The organism is Sulfitobacter guttiformis, from assembly GCF_003610455.1.
Classification (GTDB): Bacteria; Pseudomonadota; Alphaproteobacteria; order Rhodobacterales; family Rhodobacteraceae; genus Sulfitobacter; species Sulfitobacter guttiformis.
In genome coordinates this window covers 512,957-535,190 of record NZ_RAQK01000002.1, presented here as the reverse complement: position 1 = coordinate 535,190, position 22,234 = coordinate 512,957, and the positions used below count along the sequence as shown (strand labels likewise).

Below are 22,234 nucleotides of genomic sequence, written 5' to 3'. Positions count from 1 at the left end.
GCATTCTGTTGCCCCGTGCGGGCGTGCGTTGATTAAGCGGTGTTTCGCCCTTTTTCCCAATACTTTATGGGCCATCCCTTTTGACGATAGGGATGTTTGCGCGTATAGACGCAGCTAATCCTACGGTTGGTTAAGGAGCGTTGCTGCGTGTTTAGGTTTATCCTGTCGTTCTTAGGGGGTATTTTTACCACCATTACCATGTCTGTAGCCATGGTTGCGCTCACCATCGGCGCGATTTTCTGGATGTACGGGCGGGATCTGCCCAGCCACGAATCCCTTGCATCCTATACGCCACCGACGATCAGCCGGATCTATTCGGGGCAGGGTCGTTTGATCGACGAATTCGCCAAGGAACGACGCCTGTTTGCACCGGCCAATACAATTCCCGATTTGGTGAAACAGGCGTTTATCTCGGCCGAGGACAAGAACTTTTACGACCATGACGGCTATGACCTGCGCGGTATTGGTGCTGCGGCGTTTGACGCCGTGCGCACGCGCGGTCAGGACGTGCGCGGGGCCTCTACAATTACCCAGCAGGTTATGAAAAACTTCTTGTTGTCGGGGGATCGTCAGGCAGAGCGTAAGGTGAAAGAGATCATCCTTGCCGCCCGCGTTGAGCAGGCGCTGGACAAGGAAAAGATCCTAGAACTTTATCTCAACGAGATTTTCCTCGGACAAAATTCCTATGGGGTGGCAGCGGCCAGTCAGACCTACTTTAACAAAAACCTGAGCGATCTTGCTCCGCACGAAGCCGCGACATTGGCCAGCTTGCCAAAAGCACCGTCTGATTTTCACCCTGTGCGCCGTAAAGAGCGCCTGCTGGCGCGACGGAATTTTGTTCTGCGCGAGATGAAAGAAAACGGATACATAACCGAAGCGGTCTATGAGCAAGAACGTAATAAGCCGCTGCTGTCAGTGCAGAATGGTGATTTCGAGAGCTTCAAAGCAGATTTGCCACCACGAGACTATTTCACCGATGAAATCCGCCGCCAATTGTCCGAAGACTTTGGCGAAGGCGAGTTCTTCACCGGTGGCCTGTCGGTGCGCGCAACCATCGATAACGAAATGCAGCCGATCGCAGCCGATGCATTGCGCCGCGAACTCGAAGCATTCGACCGTGGTCGGGGTGTCTGGCGTGGCACAGGTAAAACACTGGCGCCCGAAGTCCTTACCAGCGAGAGCGCGTGGCGCGACGCGCTGGCTGCGGCGCGTGTGCCGCGCGATATCACGCTCGAGACACAGTGGTTCCCCGCTGTCGTCCTCGAAGTAAGCGGGGAGGGCGCCCGTCTGGGCATCGAAGGTGTTGATTCTGCCGAAGGCGACAACTGGGTTCCTCCGCAGGACATGGAATGGGCGCGTGCGCGCAAGTCCGACGGGAACCTGGGATCGCGCGGCGATCTGGTGAGTGTGGGTGATGTGGTGCTGGTGCGCCGCATGGTCACGGATTCTGACGGGTCGTTCATTCGCTGGACATTGCGGCAGGTTCCCGAAGTTCAGGGCGGCTTTGTCGCCATGGACGTCAATACAGGCCGTGTGATCGCCATGCAGGGCGGGTTCTCCTATCAGGCGAGCGTGTTCAACCGTGCCACACAGGCAAAGCGTCAGCCGGGCTCAAGCTTCAAACCTTTTGTTTTTGCGGCGGCCCTCGACAGTGGATATACGCCTGCGACAATCGTGGTGGATGCCCCGATCGAAATCAACACACCGCAAGGGATCTGGCGCCCGCAAAACTCCTCGAACCGCTATTACGGACCTACACCGTTGCGCACCGGTATCGAGCAATCGCGCAACCTGATGACCATCCGACTGGCGCAGGAGGTGGGTATGAACGTGGTGGGCGATTACGCCGAACGTTTTGGCGTTTATGAGAACCTGTCGCCAGTGCTGGCCAATGCGCTGGGATCACAGGAAACCACGCTTTACCAAATGGTGGCCGCTTATGCGATGTTTGCCAACGGGGGCGAGCGGGTGACGCCCACATTGGTGGACAGGGTGCAGGACCGTTACGGACGCACCGTCTACAAGCACGACAAGCGGATCTGCGAGGATTGCAGCCTGCCCACACTTGCTGCGGGTCAAAGCCCGCGTGTCATTTCAAACCGCGAGCGTGTGATGGATCCGGTTACTGCCTATCAGCTGACGTCGATGTTAAAGGGCGTTGTCGACCGTGGCACTGCGCGCTCTTCGGTGAACCTGCCTGTACCAACGGCTGGTAAAACAGGGACGACAAACGATTCCAAGGACGTCTGGTTTGTCGGTTTTACTTCGAACATCGTGGCGGGCTGCTACATCGGCTATGACCAGCCGCGCAGCTTGGGGAACTCTGCTTCGGGCGGCGGTATGTGCGGGCCTGTTTTCCAGCGCTTCATGTCCAAGGCGGTCCAGAAATATGGTGGCGGTACATTCCGCGTGCCAGAGGGATGCGTGTTTATCAACATCGACCGCTTTACCGGCGCGCGTCTGGGTGAAAACGCATCCGGCAACAATGTTGTGTCCGAATGTTTCCGCGACGGCGAAATCATCGACTTCGGCATTACCTTTGACGGCGGGTTCGCTATGGGCGCGGATCTGCCGCTGGTAGAGGAAGTAGGTGGCAGTGCCGTTCGTGAGGTGACGACATCGACCGGCGAAAAAGCGGTTGTCGGCAAGAAAGCCACCATCGGAAACGTCATCGGCGGCGGTTTGTACTAACCGGTAGCGCCTCGCCGGCTTGCCTGTCTACGGGCGCTGGTTTATCACACAGGCGGCCCCTTGCTGATGCGGGGGCCGCTCTTTTATGTCAGGACCGAACATGCGCGCAGAAGTACAAAACACCGTCGACAGGATCCGCAAATCTGTGGACCTTCTGGCCCAGCGTCTCAACGTGGAAACAGCACCCTACCGCCTTGAGGAGTTCAACGCCCGCGTCGAGGACCCCACACTATGGGATGATCCCGAGGCTGCGCAAAAGCTGATGCGTGACCGTCAGGCGCTGGTCGATGCGATGGCCACCCATGACGGTATCAAGACCGACTTGCAGGATAACATCGACCTGATCGAACTGGGGGAGATGGAGGAGGACACTGAAGTGGTGGCCGAGGCGGAAGCCGCACTCATGAAGCTCGCCAAGACTGCTGCGCAAAAAGAGCTTGAGGCGCTACTGGACGGCGAAGCGGATGCCAATGACACGTTCCTCGAGATCAACTCGGGTGCGGGTGGAACTGAATCGTGCGATTGGGCCAGCATGCTGGCGCGGATGTATGTCCGTTGGGCGGAGAAAAAAGGATACTCGGTGGAGCTGCAGTCCGAGAGCGCGGGCGAGGAGGCGGGCATCAAATCTGCATCCTACAAGATCAGCGGCCATAATGCCTACGGGTGGTTGAAGTCAGAATCCGGCGTGCACCGTTTGGTGCGGATTTCGCCATTTGATAGCGCGGCCAAGCGGCACACCTCGTTCACTTCGGTCAAGGTCTATCCGGTCGTGGATGACAACATCGAGATCGAGGTGAACCAGTCCGACATCCGCATCGACACTTACCGCAGTTCCGGCGCGGGCGGCCAGCACGTAAACACGACCGATTCTGCGGTGCGCATTACACACCACCCCACTGGTATTGTCGTTACCTCCTCGGAAAAATCCCAGCACCAGAACCGTGACATCGCGATGAAGGCGTTGAAATCCCGTCTCTACCAGATGGAGCTTGATAAACGCTCCGCCCTTGTCAACGAGGTGCACGAGAACGCGGGCGATGCCGGCTGGGGCAACCAGATCCGTAGTTACGTTCTGCAGCCCTACCAGATGGTCAAGGACCTGCGCACCAGCTACGAGACTTCCGATACCAAAGGCGTGCTCGACGGGGATCTGGACGGGCTGATGGGGGCAACGCTGGCGCTGGCGGTGTCGGGGAAAAGCCGCGCTCAGGCGCAGGGCGAGTAATTTAGCAGGCGGATTATTTGGCAGGGTCAGGCTGCGCAATCATGTTGCTTCGGCGCAAAATGCGTAGTCATAGTAGCCCCATGGATATTTTAAAGATGGATGCGCTGGCGCAATCGGCCGCGCTGGAATCGGGTGCGGTTTCGTGCCTTGAGCTGATGGATGCCACGCTGGCGCGAATTGAAGCGGTGAACCCGAAGGTGAACGCCATCGTGAGCCTCCGTGACGGCGACCGTTTGCGCGACGAGGCGCGTGCGGCAGACAATTCACCGCGCCATGGCTGGATGCACGGACTGCCGATCGCGATAAAGGATTTGGCCAATGCGGCAGGGCTGCCCACTTCGATGGGATCGCCTCTTTTTGCAGGACAGACAGCGGAGGCAGATGATCTGATGGTCGCGCGTCTGCGTGCAGCCGGTGCTCTGATCATCGGAAAGACCAACACGCCTGAATTCGGCCTTGGCTCACACACGTTCAATCCGGTGCACGGTGCCACGCGCAATCCCTATGATTTGGCGAAATCCTCCGGTGGTTCGTCCGGCGGGGCGGCCGCGGCGCTGGCGACTGGTATGCTCAGCATTGCAGACGGCTCTGACATGATGGGCAGCCTGCGCAACCCTGCGGGATGGAACAACGTCTACGGCATGCGCCCGACATGGGGGACCATCCCTGCGGAGCCTATGGGCGACATGTTTATGCACCAGTTGTCGACTTCTGGACCTATGGCGCGCAGTCCAGCGGACTTGGCGGCATTGCTGGATGTGATGACAGGGGCCGATCCGCGCCAACCGCTGAGCCGCGACAGCGCCAAGACACTGGCAGGCATTGATGTTGCACCAAAGAGCCTGCGGTTGGGGTGGTTGGGCGATTGGGACGGGGCATTTGCCTATGAGAGCGGGATCGCGGAAATATCACAGGCCGCCATGACCACGATGGAGGGGCTGGGCCACAAGGTCGACGTACTTCCCGCACCCTTTGATGCGGATGCCATGTGGGATTCATGGTGCGATCTTCGGTCATTCGCAGTGACGGCGGGCCTTGGGGCATTGTACGCGGATGAAGATAAACGCGGATTTCTTAAACCTTCCGCACTGTGGGAGATAGAGCGCGGTTTGGCCATGTCTGCGCAGACGGTACAGCGCGCCAGCCAAACCCGCTCGGATTGGTTCCGCAAGGTGACGCGGATGTTCCAGAGCTTGGATGTGTTGGTGTTGCCCTCAGCGCAGCTGTGGCCCTTTGATGTTGAATGGGCCTATCCGGAGGAGATCGCAGGGCGGAGCATGGACACGTACCACCGCTGGATGCAGGTGGTGATCCCTGCGGGATTGATCGGTCTGCCGGTGGTAAATGTGCCTGTCGGTTTTGGCGAGAATGGGCTGCCTGCCGGCGTTCAGCTCATTGGGCCGCGGGGGAGTGACGCGCTGCTGCTGCGTCTTGCGCAGCGCTGGCATGCCGCGACCGATTGGCCCGCACAGCGACCGCCCGCGCTTTAGCGCGAAGTCAAAGTGGGGTTTCGCGTCCGTGGGCGACCAGTTGCGCCCGCAACAAATGCGCGCGTGCGTCGCCCTGCTCGAGGGCAAAAACATAAGCATGGGTTAGGAAAAAACAGGTGGTATCGACGTCAGCTGATTCTGCTGCCGCACGAATGTAAAGGTCGATCAGGGCGTGCTGGTCGCCCGTCTCATGAGCGGCCAGCAGTTCGGCATCCAGTCCGGTCATTCTGCCGCGAGCGGGGCGCGGTGACGCGCCATCTGCGATGCTATCCAATCGTGGAACATGTGCGTAGGCCCGTCCATCACGGGGGAAAAGCGACCCCCGTCAAAGCCCACAGCATGTCGCCCCCGCTGCATGCCCTCGACGACAAAAATATCTTCCTCGAATACTTCTTTCCACTGGGCCGTGTTGCGCGCGCGCAGTTCTGCATCGGTATCGGACGCGGCATAATAGAGGTGGACCTGCTCGACCGTGCGTTCCGTTCCTCGGGGCGTGAGGATGATCGCAAAGCTGTGGTCGCGGTGCACGCCCAGCAGCACATTCGGATAGGCCGCGATATATTCGGCGGCCGTGTCCCATCTGGCGCCAAGACCGTCAAAATCGGGAAAGCTCTTGCCGTCCTCGCCTTTAAGCTGACGGTAGACCAACGTGCCCTGACCCGAAAACAGACCCGGTTGTTCGATGTGATAATGATCCTCGAGACGGGAATAGCTGTTCAGGCCCGGATGCAACCACGGCAGGTGATAGCTCTCGCAGTAATTCTCGACTGCCAGCTTCCAGTTGCACTTTACCTCCAGCTCGAAACGGCTGTCGGCCCCGCCATGGTGGAGGGGTTTGTCAAACTCCGACCACCGTGCCACCAAAGCAGCATTGGCCTGTTCGAAGGGCGCGGCAGTGCCCGAGACGTTTATCCAGATGACATCCCTCCAGACATGGCTCCTCAGCTCGATCAGGCCCAGCAGGGCGCGGTCGATACCCTCATGGGTGTTTTTTCCAGGGCCACCCACATGGGGGGTGCTGACCAGATCGCCGCTCGTTGAATAGCACCATGAGTGATACGGACAGCGTATCGCACCTTCGATCTTGCGCGGCTTCTCGACCAAAATCATGCCACGGTGCCGGCAGATATTCTGGAACACACGCACTGTGCCGGTTTTATCGCGGATCATCAGCAGGGGCATGCCCAAAAAATCGACCGGCTTTGCGTTGCCTGTGTCGGGGACATCGGAACCGACACCCAGACCCGCCCAATTGTCGAACATCACCGCCTGACGTTCCTCGGCAAACACCTGCGCGTTGATATAATGGCTGTTGGGCAGCCCGTTGGCGACGCTGATGGGGCGCCTGACGTTTTCCAGACCGGTATGATGGGCGGTGCAAAGGGGCTGTGCGGCCATGACGATCTCCTGTTGTTGGAGACACAATACCACGGCGCGGGGGCATGGCCGTTACCGCCAGCGACCTTGATCGATCACTGGCGACACCGGAAAAGGCGCCGGTTACTCGCCGCGCGAGAGGGCGGCCACGCCGGTGCGCGCCACATCCGTCAGGCCCAGAGGGCGCATAAGGTCAGCAAATGCGTCAATTTTTTCGGGCGCGCCGGTGATTTCAAAAACAAAGCTGCCCAAGGTGCTGTCTACAACATTCGCACGGAATATATCCGCAAGGCGCAAGGCTTCTACGCGCTTTTCGCCGGTACCCGTAACTTTGAACATGGCAAGTTCGCGCTCGACGGAAGCGCCTTCAACGGTGAGGTCGTTTACCTTGCGCACTGAAATTATCCGGCCCAGCTGTGCCTTGATCTGTTCGATGGTTTGCGGCGTGCCACGGGTGACGATGGTGATGCGGCTCAGGTGGCCCGTGTGGTCAATCTCGGCCACGGTCAGGCTGTCGATGTTATAGCCGCGCCCAGCAAACAAACCGATAACGCGGGCCAGCACACCCGGCTCGTTTTCGACAAGCACAGCGAGGGTGTGACGCTCCTCCACATCGGAGAAATTGGGGCGCAGGTTATAGGCCGAATGAGAATTCGCGCCTTTTTTGATTTTAAGTGCTGACATGGTTATTTATCTCCAATTTTCGAGAAATCGATCTTCTCAACGTCCGAGCGTTCTATTTTATGTGCAGTGGCGATGGCCTCGACCAGCGCGACTACCTTCACCAATGCGAATTGCGCGACGGCGACCGCGATGAACCAAAGGCCCGCGGTCATAGCATCGGCATCGCCCCGTACATACAAAACCACAGGTAACAACCAGAGCAGATACGCGGCATAAAGCAACGCGGTAGAGCCTGTCTGCCACCATTCGGGCATGAGCTTTCTGGGTGAGGCGGGTTGATCCGTCATAGGCTAGACCAACAGCTTTCCTGCGGCGTCGATCGCGGTGGAGGTGTCGACCTCGCCCATAATCATCTCGTTGTGCGCCTTGCCTGACGGGATCATCGGGAAGCAGTTTTCATGCTTTTCCACCAGACAATCAAAGATCACCGGACCGTTGTAATTGATCATCTCCATGATCGCCTCGTCCAGATCGGCAGGATCCGAGCACAAGATGCCCTTTGCGCCAAATGCTTCTGCAAGCTTTACAAAATCAGGCAGGCTTTCGGACCAGCTCGAGGAATAGCGCTCGCCGTGCAGCAGTTCCTGCCACTGGCGCACCATGCCAAGGCGTTCGTTGTTGAGGATGAACTGTTTTACAGGCAGTTTATACTGCATCGCCGTGCCCAGCTCTTGCATATTCATCAGCCAGCTGGCCTCTCCGGCGACGTTAATGACCAACGCGTCGGGATGGGCCATCTGTACGCCGATAGACGCGGGAAAGCCGTAACCCATCGTGCCGAGGCCACCGGAGGTCATCCAGCGGTTCGGATCCTCGAAGCCGAGGTATTGCGCCGCCCACATCTGATGCTGGCCTACTTCGGTACAGATGTAGCGGTCGTGTTTCTTGGTCAGTTCTTCCAGACGCGAAAGGGCGTATTGCGGTTTGATAATGCTGCCCTTCTGCTCGTACTTGAGGCAGTCCTTCTCGCGCCATGCTTCGATCTGTTTCCACCACTTGGCCACCGCTTCGGAATTGGTTTTGCGCCCCCGTGATTTCCAGACTTTGAGCAAATCCTCAAGGACATGACCCACATCGCCCATAATCGGGATATCAACGCGGATGACCTTGTTGATAGAGCTTGGGTCGATGTCGATATGCGCTTTTTTGCTGTTGGGGCTGAATTTGTCGACCACGCCGGTGATGCGATCGTCAAAGCGCGCACCGACGTTGATCATCAGATCACAACCGTGCATCGTCATGTTTGCCTCATAGGTGCCGTGCATCCCCAGCATGCCGAGCCATTTATCGCCCGACGCCGGATAACAGCCCAGCCCCATCAGCGTGGAGGTGATCGGAAAGCCGGTTGCCTCGACCAGCTCACGCAAAAGCTGTGATGCAGCAGGACCGGAATTGATTACGCCGCCGCCGGTATAGAATACGGGCTTTTTAGCCTTCTCCAGCGCCTCGACCAATTCAACGATCGCATCCATGTCACCCTTGAGTTGCGGCTTGTAGTGGGATTTCGAAGGCGCCTTGGCGGTGTAATCGCCTGTGGCAAACTGGACATCCTTAGGGATATCGACCAGCACCGGACCTGGGCGGCCTGACGTGGCCACATGAAACGCCTCATGGATCACGCCCGAGAGTTTGTCTGTTTCTTTGACCAGCCAGTTATGCTTGGTGCAGGGGCGGGTGATGCCAACGGTGTCGGCCTCCTGAAACGCGTCAGAGCCGATCATGAAGGTGGGGACCTGACCTGTCAGAACGACAATCGGGATGCTGTCCATCAGGGCATCTGTGAGGCCGGTAACGGCATTCGTCGCTCCGGGACCGGAGGTGACCAATGCAACGCCGGGTTTCCCGGTCGAGCGCGCATAGCCTTCTGCGGCGTGAACAGCAGCCTGTTCATGGCGCACCAGAACGTGCTTGATGCTTTTTTGCTGGAAAATTTCGTCATAGATCGGAAGCACAGCACCGCCGGGATATCCGAATAAGGTATCAACGCCCTGATCAATCAGGGCTTGAACGATCATTTTCGCTCCGGTCATTTGGCGTGTCATGGTGTCGATCCTTTATCGCTACGTCTTGGTTTTTGGCGGTTCGCTCTGGGCGGTCTGGTTAGGCTGTATCGGGCGGGGCATCAGGTGTCGGTCATTGTGAAGGCTGAACATAAAAAAGCCCCCGAGGGTGTCGGGGGCGCATGGTGACAAAGATGGTCTGCCGTTACCGGCCCATGCGCTTTGGTCTCACAATCACGACTAGGCTCGACATTGGCCTGATACTCCATTGAACGTTTTGGGACACTATGGGCGTGGTTTGGAGGCGTCAACAGGCAATCGCCAATTAATTGTGTCGCTGGGGCACATTTTTGCGATATATTCTTTCGTCTGACGGGGTTGCCTGCGACATTTTGGTAAATTGAGCATGGGTTGAGGCTCGCTTTCGGGCTAAAGATCGACCCCTGTTCCCTGCAAAACGCCATGTTCGAGGGCATAGCGGGTGAGGCCGGCTGTACTGGAGATGCCGAGCTTGCGTTTGATGTTCTTGCGGTGGGTTTCGACGGTGCGCACTGAAATATCGAGTGTCAGGGCAACTTCCTTGTTGGATTTGCCTTGGGCCAGCTGTAGCAATATTGTCTGCTCGCGGGTGGTCAGGGGTTCGCGCATATTGCCGTCCTTGGGCGCGAGGGATCCTTGTGCGCCAGTGCATAAATACCGCTCGCCGCGCATGACGGTATCAATGGCCAGTTTTATCTCGTCGGTGGGGACATCCTTAAGCAGATAGCCCATCGCACCGTGATTGAGCGCCGATGAGATATATTCAGGGCTGTCGTGCATCGACAGGATTACGATGCGAGTGCCAGGCCGCTGCTCCAGTACGATCTCTGTCGCTGAAAGACCGCCCAGATCGGGCATGTTCAGATCCATCAGGATCACGTCGGGATCGAGTACTTCTAACTGCTCGATCACTGCGCGGCCACCGTGCAGGGTGCCCACGACCTCGACATCATCATAGCTTTCGAGGATGGACTGAATGCCTTCGGCGACCATAGGGTGATCGTCCACAATCGCGATGCGCAGGCGTTTTGTCATGCTGGTGTCTTTCCGGTGGCTGGATTTACGCGGGTGCGTTTTGGTCCGTTGGTTTGTTTTTTAGGGTCCGGGGACGCAGGATCAGGCGGCAGCATGTGGGTCAGGGGCGCGATGGCCTCAATCTGGACACCATTATCGGGTGCGCTGCGCAGGGTCAGGGTACCGCCCAGCTGGTCCATTCGCTCTTGCATATTGCGCAACCCAAGGCCGGGCGTGTTAGCGTTAGGGTTAAAGCCGCGCCCGTCATCGGTGATGCGCAGGGTGGCGCCGCGTTTATGACCGCGCAGATCAACGGTGACGTGGCGCGCCTGCGCGTGCCGTTCGATGTTGGTAAAGGCCTCCTGCGCAATCCGGTAAAGCGCAGTCTTGGCGTTGCCGTCCAAACGATTTCTAAACACCACAGTATTAAAAGAGACGGCGATCCCGTTGCGCTGCCCGAATTCGTCGGCCAGCATCCGCAGGGCAGGGCCAAGCCCCAGATCATCGAGCATCGCGGGCCGCAGATCCCGGCTGATACGACGCACCTCCGAGATGGCCTCGCCCAGCGAGGCGATGCCTTTGGCGAGCGGGGCACCTGCCTCCGGATCGCCACGGTCCAGACGGCGGCGGGCATTGTCCAGCGCATAGCGCACGCCCACGAGAATCTGGCTTATCCCGTCGTGCAACTCGCGGGCCACGCGACCGCGTTCTTCCTCCTGTGCGTCAAACACCCTTTGGGTCAGCTTTTTCAGCCGTGCATCCGCAAGCCGCCGCTCGCGAAGGTTCAGACCCATGCCGGTGCCAAAGACCACCAGCAGGGCAATCAGTGCAATTGCCCCGATATAAAGGAACGTCCGCTCGACCCGAGCCTCGACCTCGGCGCGGGAGGTCGCTACGGAGGCAAGAATGTCATCGATATAGACACCCGTGCCCACCGCCCATTGCCACGAAGGAAAGGAGGTCACGTAGACGATTTTGCGCGCCACTTCGCCGGTGGCAGATTTAGGCCACATATAGGTGTGGTACCCGTCGCCCGCGCGGGCAATCTCGATCAGGCGGTCGACGACCGGTGTACCCTCACCGTCACTTTCACCGCGAAAGTTACCGCCGATCCGGTCTGTATCGCGGGGCGATACGATTGCAGTGCCATCATAGTCATAGACAAAGAACTGGCCTTCTTCACCATAGATCATCGCAGAAAGGATCTGGGCCACCTGCCGTTTTGCACGGGCATCATCGGGAGCAGCATTGCCGTAAATGAAATAGAAGCCGTTGCGCGCCTGCGTGACGTAATTGCGCAGCTCGACTTTTTTCGCCTCGATCAACTGGGTTTCAAGAGCGTTGATCTCGCGCTCGGCCAAGGCTCGGCTTTGCGCGGCCACTACGAGTGCGATCGCCGCTACCGCAAAGATCAACGGGACTGAGGCCAGAAGCGTGAGCTTTTGCGCATAGGGAATATAAAGGGGAAGGCGAAAGCGTCTCATGATGATTCGATACGCCGAATCCATCGTAGGAGCAAAGGGTAAGGCGCACGCAACGAATGACCGCGAAAGTGAACATTGCGGGATATCGGTCCTGATCCACGGACGAATGTTGAAATTTTCGCTGTAAAAATCGGATGTTTCGGTCTTTCTACGCAGTAGTAGGTATTTTCAATTTCGCCGCGCTCGGTAATGTCTGACCACTTGAAACGACTTGCGCGGAATTTAACCGTGCGGGCGCAATACTTCCGGGAGGATACCCTTATGGATCGTCGTTCATTTTTGAAGACATCTGCCCTTGGTGGCACGGCAGCCGCTGCATCAACACTCGCAGCACCTGTATATGCCCAAGGTAAAAAGACACTTACAATGGTAACATCATGGCCACGCGGATTTGCCGTGCTGGACGATGCGGCCACATATCTCAACAACATGGTCAACGAGATGTCAGACGGCACCCTGACCATCGACAAAAAGGCCCCCGGCGAGCTTGTCGGCGCGTTCGAAGTGTTTGATGCCGTCTCATCCGGTCAGGCTGACATGTACCACTCCGCCGATTACTATTTTATCGGTCAGCACCCTTCCTACGCCTACTACACTGCTGTTCCATTCGGTGGCACGGCGCAGGAGCTGACAAACTGGTACCTGCACGGCGGCGGCCACGAGTTGCACAACGAAGTGGGCGAGATCTTCAATCTCAAGGCCTTCCTTGCAGGTAACTCAGGCTCGCAGTCCGGTGGCTGGTTCCGCAACGAGATCACATCGGCCGCTGACTTCAACGGTCTGAAATTCCGCATGCCGGGCCTTGGCGGTCAGGTATTGGGCAAACTGGGCGCTTCCGTCCAGAACATCCCCGGTGGCGAATTGTACCAGGCGCTGTCCTCTGGTGCACTTGACGGTCTGGAGTGGGTCGGACCCTTCGCGGACGAACGCGCCGGCTTCCAGGAAGTTGCAAAAGTTTACTACACAGCGGGCTTCCACGAGCCAGGCTCTGGTCTGACTGCAGCCGTAAACCTTGATGTCTTCAACGAGCTGTCACCAGCCCACCAGAAGATCATCGAATACGCGGCGATGGCGACAACGCATACCCAGTTGGCCGAAACGCTGGCAAACAACGGTGCGGCACTGGCGCGCTTGCAGCAGCAGGGTGTGAAAACCATGCAGTTCTCCGACGATGTCTGGGATGCATTCGGTAAAGCCTCTGCCGAGGTGATGGACGAAAACATGGGCGATGACCTGTTTGCCCGTACACGCAAAAGCTTCGAGGACTCATTGACGTCCTCCGCCGAGTGGCTGTCCAAGTCCGACGCCTTCTATGTCGAGCAGCGCGAGCGCGTGCGTAAAAACATGTAATCCAAGCATTTTCAGGGGCTGCGTGTTCTGCGCGGCCCCTGATTTTTTCTTTAAAAACGAATGGTCGTGCAGATGCCGGACAACGGCACAGATCGCGCACCACAGCGCGCTACGTACGCGCAACCCGGGGAGGGGACACATGGCTGACGATATTGTATGTTCGGGCTTTTTCCGTGCAGCGGAGGGTGCCGACCTCAGCTGTCTCGACAAATTCCAAGACAGCGGTCTGCTCCAGTTTATTTCGGGCAACGTGCTGGAGGCATTTTATAATTTCTTTGCGGCATTGCTGAACCCCGGCATGTGGCTCGACTGGACGAACGGCGAAGCGATGATGCGCTTTATTTACTATGGTGCATCTACCGAGCTGTTTTTTGTGTTGGCAACGCTGCTGGTTATCATCACGGCAGTCGCGATGCGCAAGCGCGAGATGATGTGGGCAATGGTGCGCGGCCTTGAATGGTTTGCCAACGGCACGGGGCGGCTGTTTGCGTGGGCCGGTCTGATAATGGTGATCCAGCAAATCGTCATCGTCTTTATGCAGCGGATTTTTACACGTCCCGACATCTCTATTGGGTTCGGTATTCCGATACAGTTCGATATCAGCTGGTTTGGCGAGGAGCTGAAGCTTTATAACGCGTTGGTGGTGTGTTTGTGCGTCTCGTACACCTTTGTGCAGGGTGGTCACGTACGGGTTGACCTGTTTTACGCCGGTGCGAAATTCCGCACCAAAAAGATCGTGGATATGATTGGCGCGGTGATCTTCATGATGCCTTTCGCCATCGTGACATGGCTTTACGGATGGTTCTTTTTGTGGCGCCATCTGGTTACGCCAAACCCTTCTGCTTCGGACTCGCTTGAGCTTTTGCTGCGCAAGTCACGCCTGCTGAAATGGAATGTTGAGACCATCGGTTTCTCGCCCAACGGGTTCAACGCCTACTTTTTGTTCAAAATTCTGCTCTGCGTGTTCTGCGTGATGATCATGGTGCAGGCGATTTCGATCTTCTACCGCTCCTGGTGCGAACTGCGCGAGGGTGAGGAGAGCGAAGGTAAATATCTCGACAAGGACACCCTTGGCGAAGGCGAAGAAGCCTATGAGGGAGCACACTGATGTTTTTTGGTCTGGACGGGGTCGAGGTCGGCCTGATTATTGTATTCATTTGCCTGTTCGGCGGTATTTTATCTGGCTTTCCGGTGGCTTTCGCGATCGGCGGAGCAGGTATGATCTCCTTCGGGATCATCGCTGCAATGGACAGCGCAGGCATGCTGATCCACATGGCGGTAGATACCTCTTCTGATGCCTACCGCGCGCTTTTGGCGTCCGGTGTCAGGGAAGAGGCAATATCGCTGTTCCGATACCCCGAATTGCCCCGGATCGGCGAGCCGGTCTTCCCGCAGGGCTGGGAAGTAGCGATGGACCGCAACGTCTCTTTTGTTGTGAACCGGATCAACGAGCGGGTTCTGGCTGGCCAGTCCATCGAGACGCTGCTGGCGGTTTTGATGTTTGTTCTGATGGGGATCACACTTGAACGCTCCAAGATCGCAAACGACCTGCTCACCAGTATGGCACGGGTTTTCGGCCCGCTGCCGGGCGGTTTGGCTGTGTCTATCGTGGTTGTGGGTGCGTTCCTTGCGGCATCGACGGGGATTGTGGGGGCAACTGTTGTCACTATGGGCCTACTGGCCTTGCCGACAATGTTGCGTAACAATTACTCGCCGGAACTGGCCACAGGTGTGATTGCCGCTTCGGGCACCTTGGGGCAGATTATTCCGCCCTCGATTGTGATCGTTTTGTTGGGTACCTTGGCCGGCGATCTGTACTCCTCCGCTCAGGAGGCGCGTGCCACCTCGCTCGGATGTACGGACGCGCTGACTTATCTGGGGGAACCTGCGGTTGTCTCGGTCGGAACACTGTTTCAGGCGGCTTTGCTGCCGGGTATCATGCTGGCGCTGCTCTATGCGCTTTATGCTTTCGGATATGCATTGTTTAATCCCGAGAAGGCCCCCGCGGTCGAAATGGGATCGACCAATGCAGAACCGATCACCCGCTCCGAAGGATTTACATGGTTTCTGGGTGCACCTATCTTGATCGTTGTCGGTACGATTGTTCTGGGTAACCTCGGCATTGTCGGATCCCAGAATACGCGGATTTCCAGCTTTTCCGACATCGGAGAAAGTGCAACCTTGCGCACGACAGTAGGGGCCGAGTGTAAGGCCGCGATGATCGAGTTGCACGGGCAGGAGCGTTGGGACCTCGCGGTAACGCAGCAAGAGGCCATTGAGGCATCGGGCGGTTTGACCGCGAGTGCCAAGCTGAGCGAGGAGGAATTCGCCGCAGCACAAGCCAAGAAAATCGCGGATGCTGCCCCCATCGGTACCGGCATTGCCGTTATGATGATTATGCTGGGTCTTATTTTGACCACAGCAAGGGGTGTCTCACCGTCCTCGGATGCGAAGCCGCTGATCATCGGTGGTATCGGGGTATTGGTCTTGTTGCTGGTAGATATCGTGTTGGTCTCTCCGACGACGACACCTGGTACAATGGTCGTCCTCATGGCGCTACCGTTTGTGGCGGTGATGTACGGAGTTGTCTATGGCACCAAGCTGTGTGCCAAAAACGAACTCATTCGGGTGGTTTTTCCGCCGCTGGTGCTGATCGTAGCCGTCCTTGGCTCAATCCTTGGCGGGATCACAAATCCGACACCGGCTGCGGCACTGGGGGCAGGTGGTGCGATCATGCTGGCGGCCTACCGCAAGCTTAAGGATCTGGACCGTTCTCCCAAGGTTGTGATCTGGTCCACGCTGGCTATCATTGTCTGTATCCTGCTGGGCGTGAATTTCGACTTGCGCATCAATCAAGATGATGTGGGCTTCGAGAACTGGGTGGCCTTCCTCGCTGCCTATGGCGCCTTCCTTTATGCCATCTTCGGCCTGCTGTTCAGCTGCTACATCCTGTTTGTAAACGGCGTGCTGACGCCTGTGGTGCGCGAGACGGCTAAGGTCACGTCGATGGTGTTTACCATCCTCATCGGCTCGCAGTTGCTGAACCTTGTGGTCATCAGTTTCGGCGGTGAGCATTACATCCAGCAGTTCCTCCAGTCATTCGACAACGAGGTGAAGGTCTTCCTTATCGTCATGCTGGTGCTCTTCGTGTTGGGCTTTGTGCTCGACTTCCTCGAAATCATCTACATCGTAGTGCCAATTGTGGGACCGGTTATTTATGGTGGCTCGTTCGATCCCAAATGGGTGACGATCATGATTGCGGTGAATTTGCAGACATCCTTCCTGACGCCGCCCTTTGGATTTGCGCTGTTCTATCTGCGCGGGGTTGCCCCGCCGAGTGTCACGACAGCGCATATCTACCGCGGGATCATACCATTTGTTTTAATTCAGGTAGGCGCGCTGGCATTGTTGTGGGTCTTCCCCGGAATTGTAACGATCATTCCTGATCTGATCCCGAACTGATCTAACGCGTTGCTGTCAGAAAAGGCCGCTCCTGATAATCGGGAGCGGCCTTTTTTATTTTGGGCGGGAGAAGTGCGGAAGGGCGAAGTTTTTGAGAATAGCGGGTCAATACTAAAGCGCGCGCAGAGCGGTCGCTATTGGGAAAGCCAGGCGTTTGCGGAAGTGGGGGCGGCTAGACGCGTTTCGGTGTCATCGCGGGCAGAGAAATGTTCGCGACCTGCTCTGCGATGGGAGGGTTGCCAAGCGGCGCGGTCTGCGCGGCGAATGCCTCTGGGTCGCGCACAGGATGCCAGGTGCCGCCCATGAAAACCTCCAGACCGGAGAATTTTGCCTTGTATCCCATCTTTTGACTGCCCGGGACCCAATAGCCCAGATAGACGTAAGGCAGGCCTGCTTCGCGTGCGATTTCGATATGATCAAGGATTATGTGATTGCCAAGGCCGTCCTGCGGGCGGTCCGGGGTGTAAAAGGAATAAACCATACTCACCCCGTCACCCAGAACATCTGTGAGGCACACCCCAATTAAATCACCGGCGTCGGTATACTCAATCACACGGCTGCGGATCGGGGTTTCTTCGATCATGGCAGCGAATTCGAAGACATCCATGTCGGCCATTCCGCCATCAGCATGGCGGCTATCAAGGTAGCGGCGAAACAGATCGTACTGGTCCTCTGTGGCCCAGGGCGATGTGGCGCGGCGTTTGAGCGCGCTGTTGCGTTTAACGGTGCGCCGCTGACTCTTGGTAGGTTTGAATTTGGATACATCGATCCGCGCGGAAAGACATGAAGCACAATCGGCGCAGGACGGGCGGTATAGTACATTCTGGCTGCGGCGGAAACCTTGTGATGACAAGCTGTTGTTAAGCTTGTCTGCGTTTTCACCCTGCAACGCCGTGAACAGTTTACGTTCCATCCGGCCGTCCAGATAAGGACAAGGCTGGGGCGCGGTTACGTAAAACTGCGGGGCAATGGGAAGGGTGTGGCGCATGATGGCTCCGCTCTACTCGTTCGTTTGCAAGATAGCGCTGCCACAGCAAGGCGCAAACCCTAAATGCAAACGATGCTCACGAGCGTCCCTCGGCCTCAGGCGCGCCGGTTCAGGGCGACTGTCCCCAACACCATATCAGTAAGGCCCTGACGCCGCTCGGAACCGAGCATTAGGACAATAGAGATCAGTTGAAGAGGCGCTACCATAACGGACACAGTATATCCGAGCGTATGCAAAAACGCATTGGAGAGATCAAAGTGGTCATCATTGGCGGTGCGCAATTCGATTGCCATAAAGCGCATTCCCCAAGTTGCAGATCCACGTGACAGGGTCACAACGCGGTAGGCAAACCCCAACAGGACAAAGACTACTGGCAGAAAGAAGAGGCTAATAAATAAAGTAAAGGGCACCGTCAGCAGTGTAAGGCTTGCGATGATCACTGCGTCCACGATCCATGCTAGCAGCCGTTTCGCGGGGATGCCCTCATAAAACTGGGGCTGGGTGTGGGGATCGGGGGTCATTTAAGGGACTTTCAACGAAGACATGGACGCGCGCCCTACAAAAGTGGGAGGGCGCGCGGCGGGTTTCAAGGTTTGGATGGATTATCAAGCTTCAGCGGGGCCGTCCTTGCGGGTGGCGCGCTCATCCATAAATGCGTCGAACTCCGATTTGTCTTTGGCGGCACGCAGGCGCTCGAGGAAGCTCTCGAAGCTGCCCTGTTCTTCCTCAAGGCGGCGCAGTGTGTCGGCCTTGTAGGCATCGAAGGCTGCGTTGCCGGTGGGGCGGCTCATGGTGAAATGCGCATTGCGGGTTGCACAGCGGGTAGATGATGAAAACATACGTTTGCTCCAGATCATGTAGGCAAGAAGGGCAAGGCCTGCGGGCCAGAAAAAGATAAAGCCGGTAACCATGGCGGCAATCCATGCAGCCTTGCCGCGGGCATCGAGCCATTTTTCCGTGCGCCGAAACCAGTTGTCGCGGGCGGTACGGTGTGACGGGTAGCTGTCTGTATAGGTCATAAAGGTCCCTCTGGGTGGCGGTGTGCTGCCGCCATCCTCGGGGCGCTTCACCGGTGAAAGGAGACTATGTAAATGCCCTTCACATCATTCAATTTGGCGATGGTTTGAAAATTTGCAAGACCTTATGTGAATGATATTTACATTAATCGAGAAGTACATTTGAAATCAGTTTGTTGCAGGCTGAAATTTGTATAACGTACGGCATTGACTGGCCTGCACAGACAGGCAACTGTGGTTCCATGGTTGATATTTCTCTTGTAAAACGTCTGTCCCGCTGTCCGCGCTGTAGTGATGCGGTGGAGAATGATGTCCCTCTGGCACGCTTTGATACGGCATTACATCCGCTCTTGTCGGCGACGGCTGGCTTGTCACCCTATATGGCCACACTCATCGGAAAAGAGGCTGCATGGCTAGAAGGGGCTGTAGAGGCGCCCGAGAAAGCACTTGCCGATCTGCTGGGTGCGACGACGCAGTTGGAGGGGGATACCGTGGCCGGCGGTCTGCGGCAAGGCAAGCGACGGGTGGCGCTGTTGTCTGCGCTTGCTGATCTGGGCGGCGCGTGGTCGCTTGAGGAGGTGACGGGTGCGCTCACGCAATTTGCCGATGCGGCGACCCAAGCCGCGCTGCGCGTGGCCGTGGGCGCGCAGATCAAGCGCGGCAAACTGCCGGGGCTTGAGGCCGAAGATGCCATGACGGGTGGCGGCATGACCGTGCTTGCCATGGGCAAAATGGGCGCGGGCGAGCTGAATTACTCCTCCGACATCGACCTGATCTGCCTGTTTGACGAGAGCAGGTATGCACCGGACGATTTTCAGGAGGCCCGCGCAGGGCTGATCAAGGCGACCCGAGCCATGGCTGCCACGCTGAGCGAGATTACAGGGGACGGATATGTGTTTCGCACAGACCTGCGTTTGCGGCCCGATCCGGCAGTGACCCCTGTCTGTGTCGGATTGCTCGCGGCGGAGCGGTATTACGAAAGTTTGGGCCGCACGTGGGAACGCGCCGCCTATATCAAAGCGCGGCCCTGCGCGGGTGATATTGAGGTTGGCGAAGGGTTCTTGCGCACTCTGCGGCCTTTCGTCTGGCGCAAGCATCTGGATTTCGCAGCCATTCAGGATGCCCATGACATGCGCCTTGCCATCCGTGAACACAAAGGGCTGGGGGGATCGATCACGTTGCCCGGTCACAATATGAAGCTGGGGCGCGGCGGCATCCGCGAGATCGAGTTCTTTACCCAGACGCGGCAACTGATTGCAGGCGGACGAGATGTCGATCTGAGGGTGCGCGGGACCAAGGCAGGGCTGGACGTGCTCGCGCAAAAGGGCTGGGTTCCGCGGGAGGCAGCAGAGGTATTGAGCGATCACTACACCTTCCACCGCACGGTTGAGCATCGGTTGCAAATGGTGCGCGACGCGCAGACCCACACACTGCCCCAGACGCCCGAGGGGATGACGCGCATTGCCGCGATGATGGATATGGACGTAGCAGCGTTCGAGGCCGGACTTCGCAGCCGGTTGAGTGCGGTCCACGAGATCACCGAAGGTTTTTTCACCCAGACAAGGGGCGAAACTGCGCCTCTGCCAACCTCCCACAGTTTTGATGAGGCCATTACCGAGGGCTGGCGGAGCTACCCTGCGTTGCGCTCTGATCGCGGTGCGGAATTGTTCGAGCGGCTCAAACCCGAATTACTGGCCCGTCTGGCGAAGGCGGATAAACCCGACGAGGCGCTGCTTGCTTTCGACGGGTTTCTGGCAGGGTTGCCTGCGGGGGTGCAGCTTTTCTCGCTGTTGAAGTCCAACCCGCAACTGGCCGATCTGTTGATCAACATTGTCTCCGTATCACCGATGCTTGCGGCGCATCTGTCGCGCAATGCCGGCGTGCTGGATGCCGTGATCGGCGGCGATTTCTGGACCGATTGGCCGGGGCAGGAGGAGTTGCTCAAGGCTCTGTCGGCGCAACTAGCGGGTTTGGACGGCTACGAGGCCCAGCTTGACGGCACACGTGCTTGGGCGAGAGAATGGCATTTCCGCATCGGTGTGCATCACTTACAGGGCCTGACGGACGGTGCGCGCTCGGCGCGTCAATACAGTGATCTTGCCCGTGTCGTTCTGCGCGCGCTTTGGCCGGTCGTGATCGCTGAATTCTCGCGCCGCCATGGACCGCCGCCCGGACGGGGCGCTGTGATCGTTGGGATGGGATCGCTGGGCGCAGGGCGGCTGACGGCGCAATCCGATCTGGACCTGATTATGATTTATGATGCGGATGGTGTCGAGGCATCGGAGGGTAAGCGGCCACTGCCTGCGCGTCAGTATTATGCACGTCTGACGCAGGCAATGATCACTGCAATGAGCGCGCCGATGGCACAAGGCCGTCTATACGAACTTGACCTGCGCCTGCGCCCGTCTGGCAACAAGGGTCCGGTGGCTACATCCATCGATAGTTTCACCAGCTATCAGCGCGATGAGGCGTGGGTTTGGGAGCATCTGGCGCTGACCCGTGCCGAAGTAATTGCAGGACCCGATGCTCTGGCCCAAACGGTCGAAGCGCTGCGTGAGGAGATTATTAACGGCGGGCATGATGCGGCCCGGGTGTGTATCCAGACGGCACAGATGCGGGCACGCATTGCTGCGGCAAAATCTCCCGAAGGGGTGCTGGACGCCAAGATCGGGGCAGGCCGGTTGCAGGATATCGAGCTTTTTGCCCAGGCGGGCGCGCTGGTGGGGCGCACGCTTGCGCGTGACATTCCAGCAGGGCTCGCGGCGGCGCGGCATGGCGGGCTTATAAATGAAGAGGATGAGGCCCCGCTGGTAGCAGCTTACGAGCAACTGTGGGCGCTGCAGGCGGCGACGCGTTTGCTGTCCTCGCGACCTCTGCATATGGAGGCGCTGCGCAGGGCGTCACGGCAGTTTTTGATCCACGCTGCGGGCGCGGGTCATGAAAACGACACGGCCGACGCGATCGAGGCGCAACTGGAGCGGTTATACGGGCAGGCCGATGCCATTATTACCACATCCCTTGGGCCGCTGCCTGACGAGGGACTGAACGGGGACACAGGAGACGCCTGATGCAAAAAAGTACACCCGAAGATCCGAAGGGTCTCATTTACGAGGCATACCGCATCGACGGAATAACCAAATCCGAGTGCCGTACCATTTTTCTGGATTGGGCATTAAGTTTGAGTGTGGACCGTGAAACGGCGCCCGCCATCCGCCGTTTGCTCGAAACCTATGGTGGCGATCCGGCCCATCCCATGTCCGAAGTCCTGTCAGAGGGCCTTCATACTATTGCTACGCCGCGCAGACGCGGCGGATGGCGCAGTCGCCCGCGTGACTGATGCACGAGGCTCCAAACGCAAGTTCGGGCTGCGCTTAGCTTCCCTTAAGTAACCTGTATGAGACCCATAATACCCAT

At 57.8% G+C, this 22,234-nt stretch carries 18 protein-coding genes; 8 read left to right on the top strand and 10 right to left on the bottom strand.

Going from position 1 to position 22,234, the window contains the following annotated elements:
* Window positions 1–147: 147 nt before the first annotated feature.
* From C8N30_RS15180 to C8N30_RS15170, 3 genes are all read left to right on the top strand, one after another.
* Window positions 148–2,691: a penicillin-binding protein 1A gene (locus C8N30_RS15180; RefSeq protein WP_025061943.1), complete on the top strand. Its 2,544-nt coding sequence runs from the start codon at window positions 148–150 to the stop codon at window positions 2,689–2,691.
* Between the two features lie 100 nt (window positions 2,692–2,791).
* A complete protein-coding gene (gene prfB, locus C8N30_RS15175; RefSeq protein WP_025061944.1) occupies window positions 2,792–3,916 on the top strand; it encodes a peptide chain release factor 2 in 1,125 nt (374 codons plus the stop codon).
* Between the two features lie 80 nt (window positions 3,917–3,996).
* Window positions 3,997–5,406: an amidase gene (locus C8N30_RS15170; protein ID WP_025061945.1), complete on the top strand. Its 1,410-nt coding sequence runs from the start codon at window positions 3,997–3,999 to the stop codon at window positions 5,404–5,406.
* 7 nt (window positions 5,407–5,413) lie between these two features.
* On the opposite strand, the gene C8N30_RS15165 is transcribed toward C8N30_RS15170, so the two are convergent.
* The 7 genes from C8N30_RS15165 to C8N30_RS15135 form a co-directional block, all read right to left on the bottom strand.
* A complete protein-coding gene (locus C8N30_RS15165; protein ID WP_025061946.1) occupies window positions 5,414–5,632 on the bottom strand; it encodes a hypothetical protein in 219 nt (72 codons plus the stop codon).
* Entirely contained in the window at window positions 5,629–6,804 is a 1,176-nt protein-coding gene (locus C8N30_RS15160) for an aromatic ring-hydroxylating oxygenase subunit alpha (protein ID WP_025061947.1), read from the bottom strand. Before C8N30_RS15160 ends, C8N30_RS15165 begins: the two co-directional genes overlap by 4 nt.
* A gap of 102 nt (window positions 6,805–6,906) precedes the next feature.
* Window positions 6,907–7,467, bottom strand: a complete 561-nt coding sequence (gene ilvN, locus C8N30_RS15155) for an acetolactate synthase small subunit (RefSeq protein WP_025061948.1) — start codon at window positions 7,465–7,467, stop codon at window positions 6,907–6,909.
* Between the two features lie 2 nt (window positions 7,468–7,469).
* Window positions 7,470–7,754 (bottom strand): hypothetical protein, encoded by a 285-nt coding sequence (locus C8N30_RS15150; RefSeq protein ID WP_147419717.1) that lies wholly within the window; start codon window positions 7,752–7,754, stop codon window positions 7,470–7,472.
* 3 nt (window positions 7,755–7,757) lie between these two features.
* Window positions 7,758–9,509 carry an acetolactate synthase 3 large subunit gene (locus tag C8N30_RS15145; RefSeq protein ID WP_025061950.1) on the bottom strand — a complete coding sequence of 584 codons (1,752 nt, stop codon included), beginning with the start codon at window positions 9,507–9,509 and terminating at the stop codon, window positions 7,758–7,760.
* A 387-nt stretch (window positions 9,510–9,896) separates the two neighbouring features.
* Entirely contained in the window at window positions 9,897–10,541 is a 645-nt protein-coding gene (locus C8N30_RS15140) for a response regulator transcription factor (protein ID WP_025061951.1), read from the bottom strand.
* Window positions 10,538–12,004, bottom strand: a complete 1,467-nt coding sequence (locus C8N30_RS15135; RefSeq protein ID WP_025061952.1) for a cache domain-containing protein — start codon at window positions 12,002–12,004, stop codon at window positions 10,538–10,540. Before C8N30_RS15135 ends, C8N30_RS15140 begins: the two co-directional genes overlap by 4 nt.
* Window positions 12,005–12,265: 261 nt before the next feature.
* Here C8N30_RS15135 and C8N30_RS15130 point away from each other — a divergent pair, with 261 nt between their 5' ends.
* The 3 genes from C8N30_RS15130 to C8N30_RS15120 all read left to right on the top strand — a co-directional run bounded on the left by C8N30_RS15130 (window position 12,266) and on the right by C8N30_RS15120 (window position 16,816).
* Window positions 12,266–13,354, top strand: a complete 1,089-nt coding sequence (locus C8N30_RS15130) for a TRAP transporter substrate-binding protein (RefSeq protein ID WP_025061953.1) — start codon at window positions 12,266–12,268, stop codon at window positions 13,352–13,354.
* Between the two features lie 139 nt (window positions 13,355–13,493).
* On the top strand, window positions 13,494–14,462 hold the full coding sequence (locus tag C8N30_RS15125) for a TRAP transporter small permease subunit (RefSeq protein ID WP_025061954.1): 969 nt from the start codon (window positions 13,494–13,496) through the stop codon (window positions 14,460–14,462).
* A complete protein-coding gene (locus C8N30_RS15120) occupies window positions 14,462–16,816 on the top strand; it encodes a TRAP transporter large permease (protein WP_025061955.1) in 2,355 nt (784 codons plus the stop codon). Before C8N30_RS15125 ends, C8N30_RS15120 begins: the two co-directional genes overlap by 1 nt.
* Window positions 16,817–16,988: 172 nt before the next feature.
* On the opposite strand, the gene C8N30_RS15115 is transcribed toward C8N30_RS15120, so the two are convergent.
* From C8N30_RS15115 to C8N30_RS15105, 3 genes are all read right to left on the bottom strand, one after another.
* Entirely contained in the window at window positions 16,989–17,804 is an 816-nt protein-coding gene (locus C8N30_RS15115; protein ID WP_025061956.1) for an arginyltransferase, read from the bottom strand.
* Window positions 17,805–17,899: 95 nt separating this feature from the next.
* Window positions 17,900–18,325 carry an RDD family protein gene (locus C8N30_RS15110; RefSeq protein WP_025061957.1) on the bottom strand — a complete coding sequence of 142 codons (426 nt, stop codon included), beginning with the start codon at window positions 18,323–18,325 and terminating at the stop codon, window positions 17,900–17,902.
* 84 nt (window positions 18,326–18,409) lie between these two features.
* Entirely contained in the window at window positions 18,410–18,823 is a 414-nt protein-coding gene (locus C8N30_RS15105; protein WP_025061958.1) for a DUF2852 domain-containing protein, read from the bottom strand.
* Window positions 18,824–19,062: 239 nt separating this feature from the next.
* Here C8N30_RS15105 and C8N30_RS15100 point away from each other — a divergent pair, with 239 nt between their 5' ends.
* Both C8N30_RS15100 and C8N30_RS15095 read left to right on the top strand, forming a co-directional pair.
* Entirely contained in the window at window positions 19,063–21,888 is a 2,826-nt protein-coding gene (locus C8N30_RS15100; RefSeq protein WP_025061959.1) for a [protein-PII] uridylyltransferase family protein, read from the top strand.
* On the top strand, window positions 21,888–22,157 hold the full coding sequence (locus C8N30_RS15095) for a hypothetical protein (protein WP_025061960.1): 270 nt from the start codon (window positions 21,888–21,890) through the stop codon (window positions 22,155–22,157). The genes C8N30_RS15100 and C8N30_RS15095 overlap by 1 nt, the downstream gene beginning before the upstream one ends.
* Window positions 22,158–22,234: the final 77 nt, after the last annotated feature.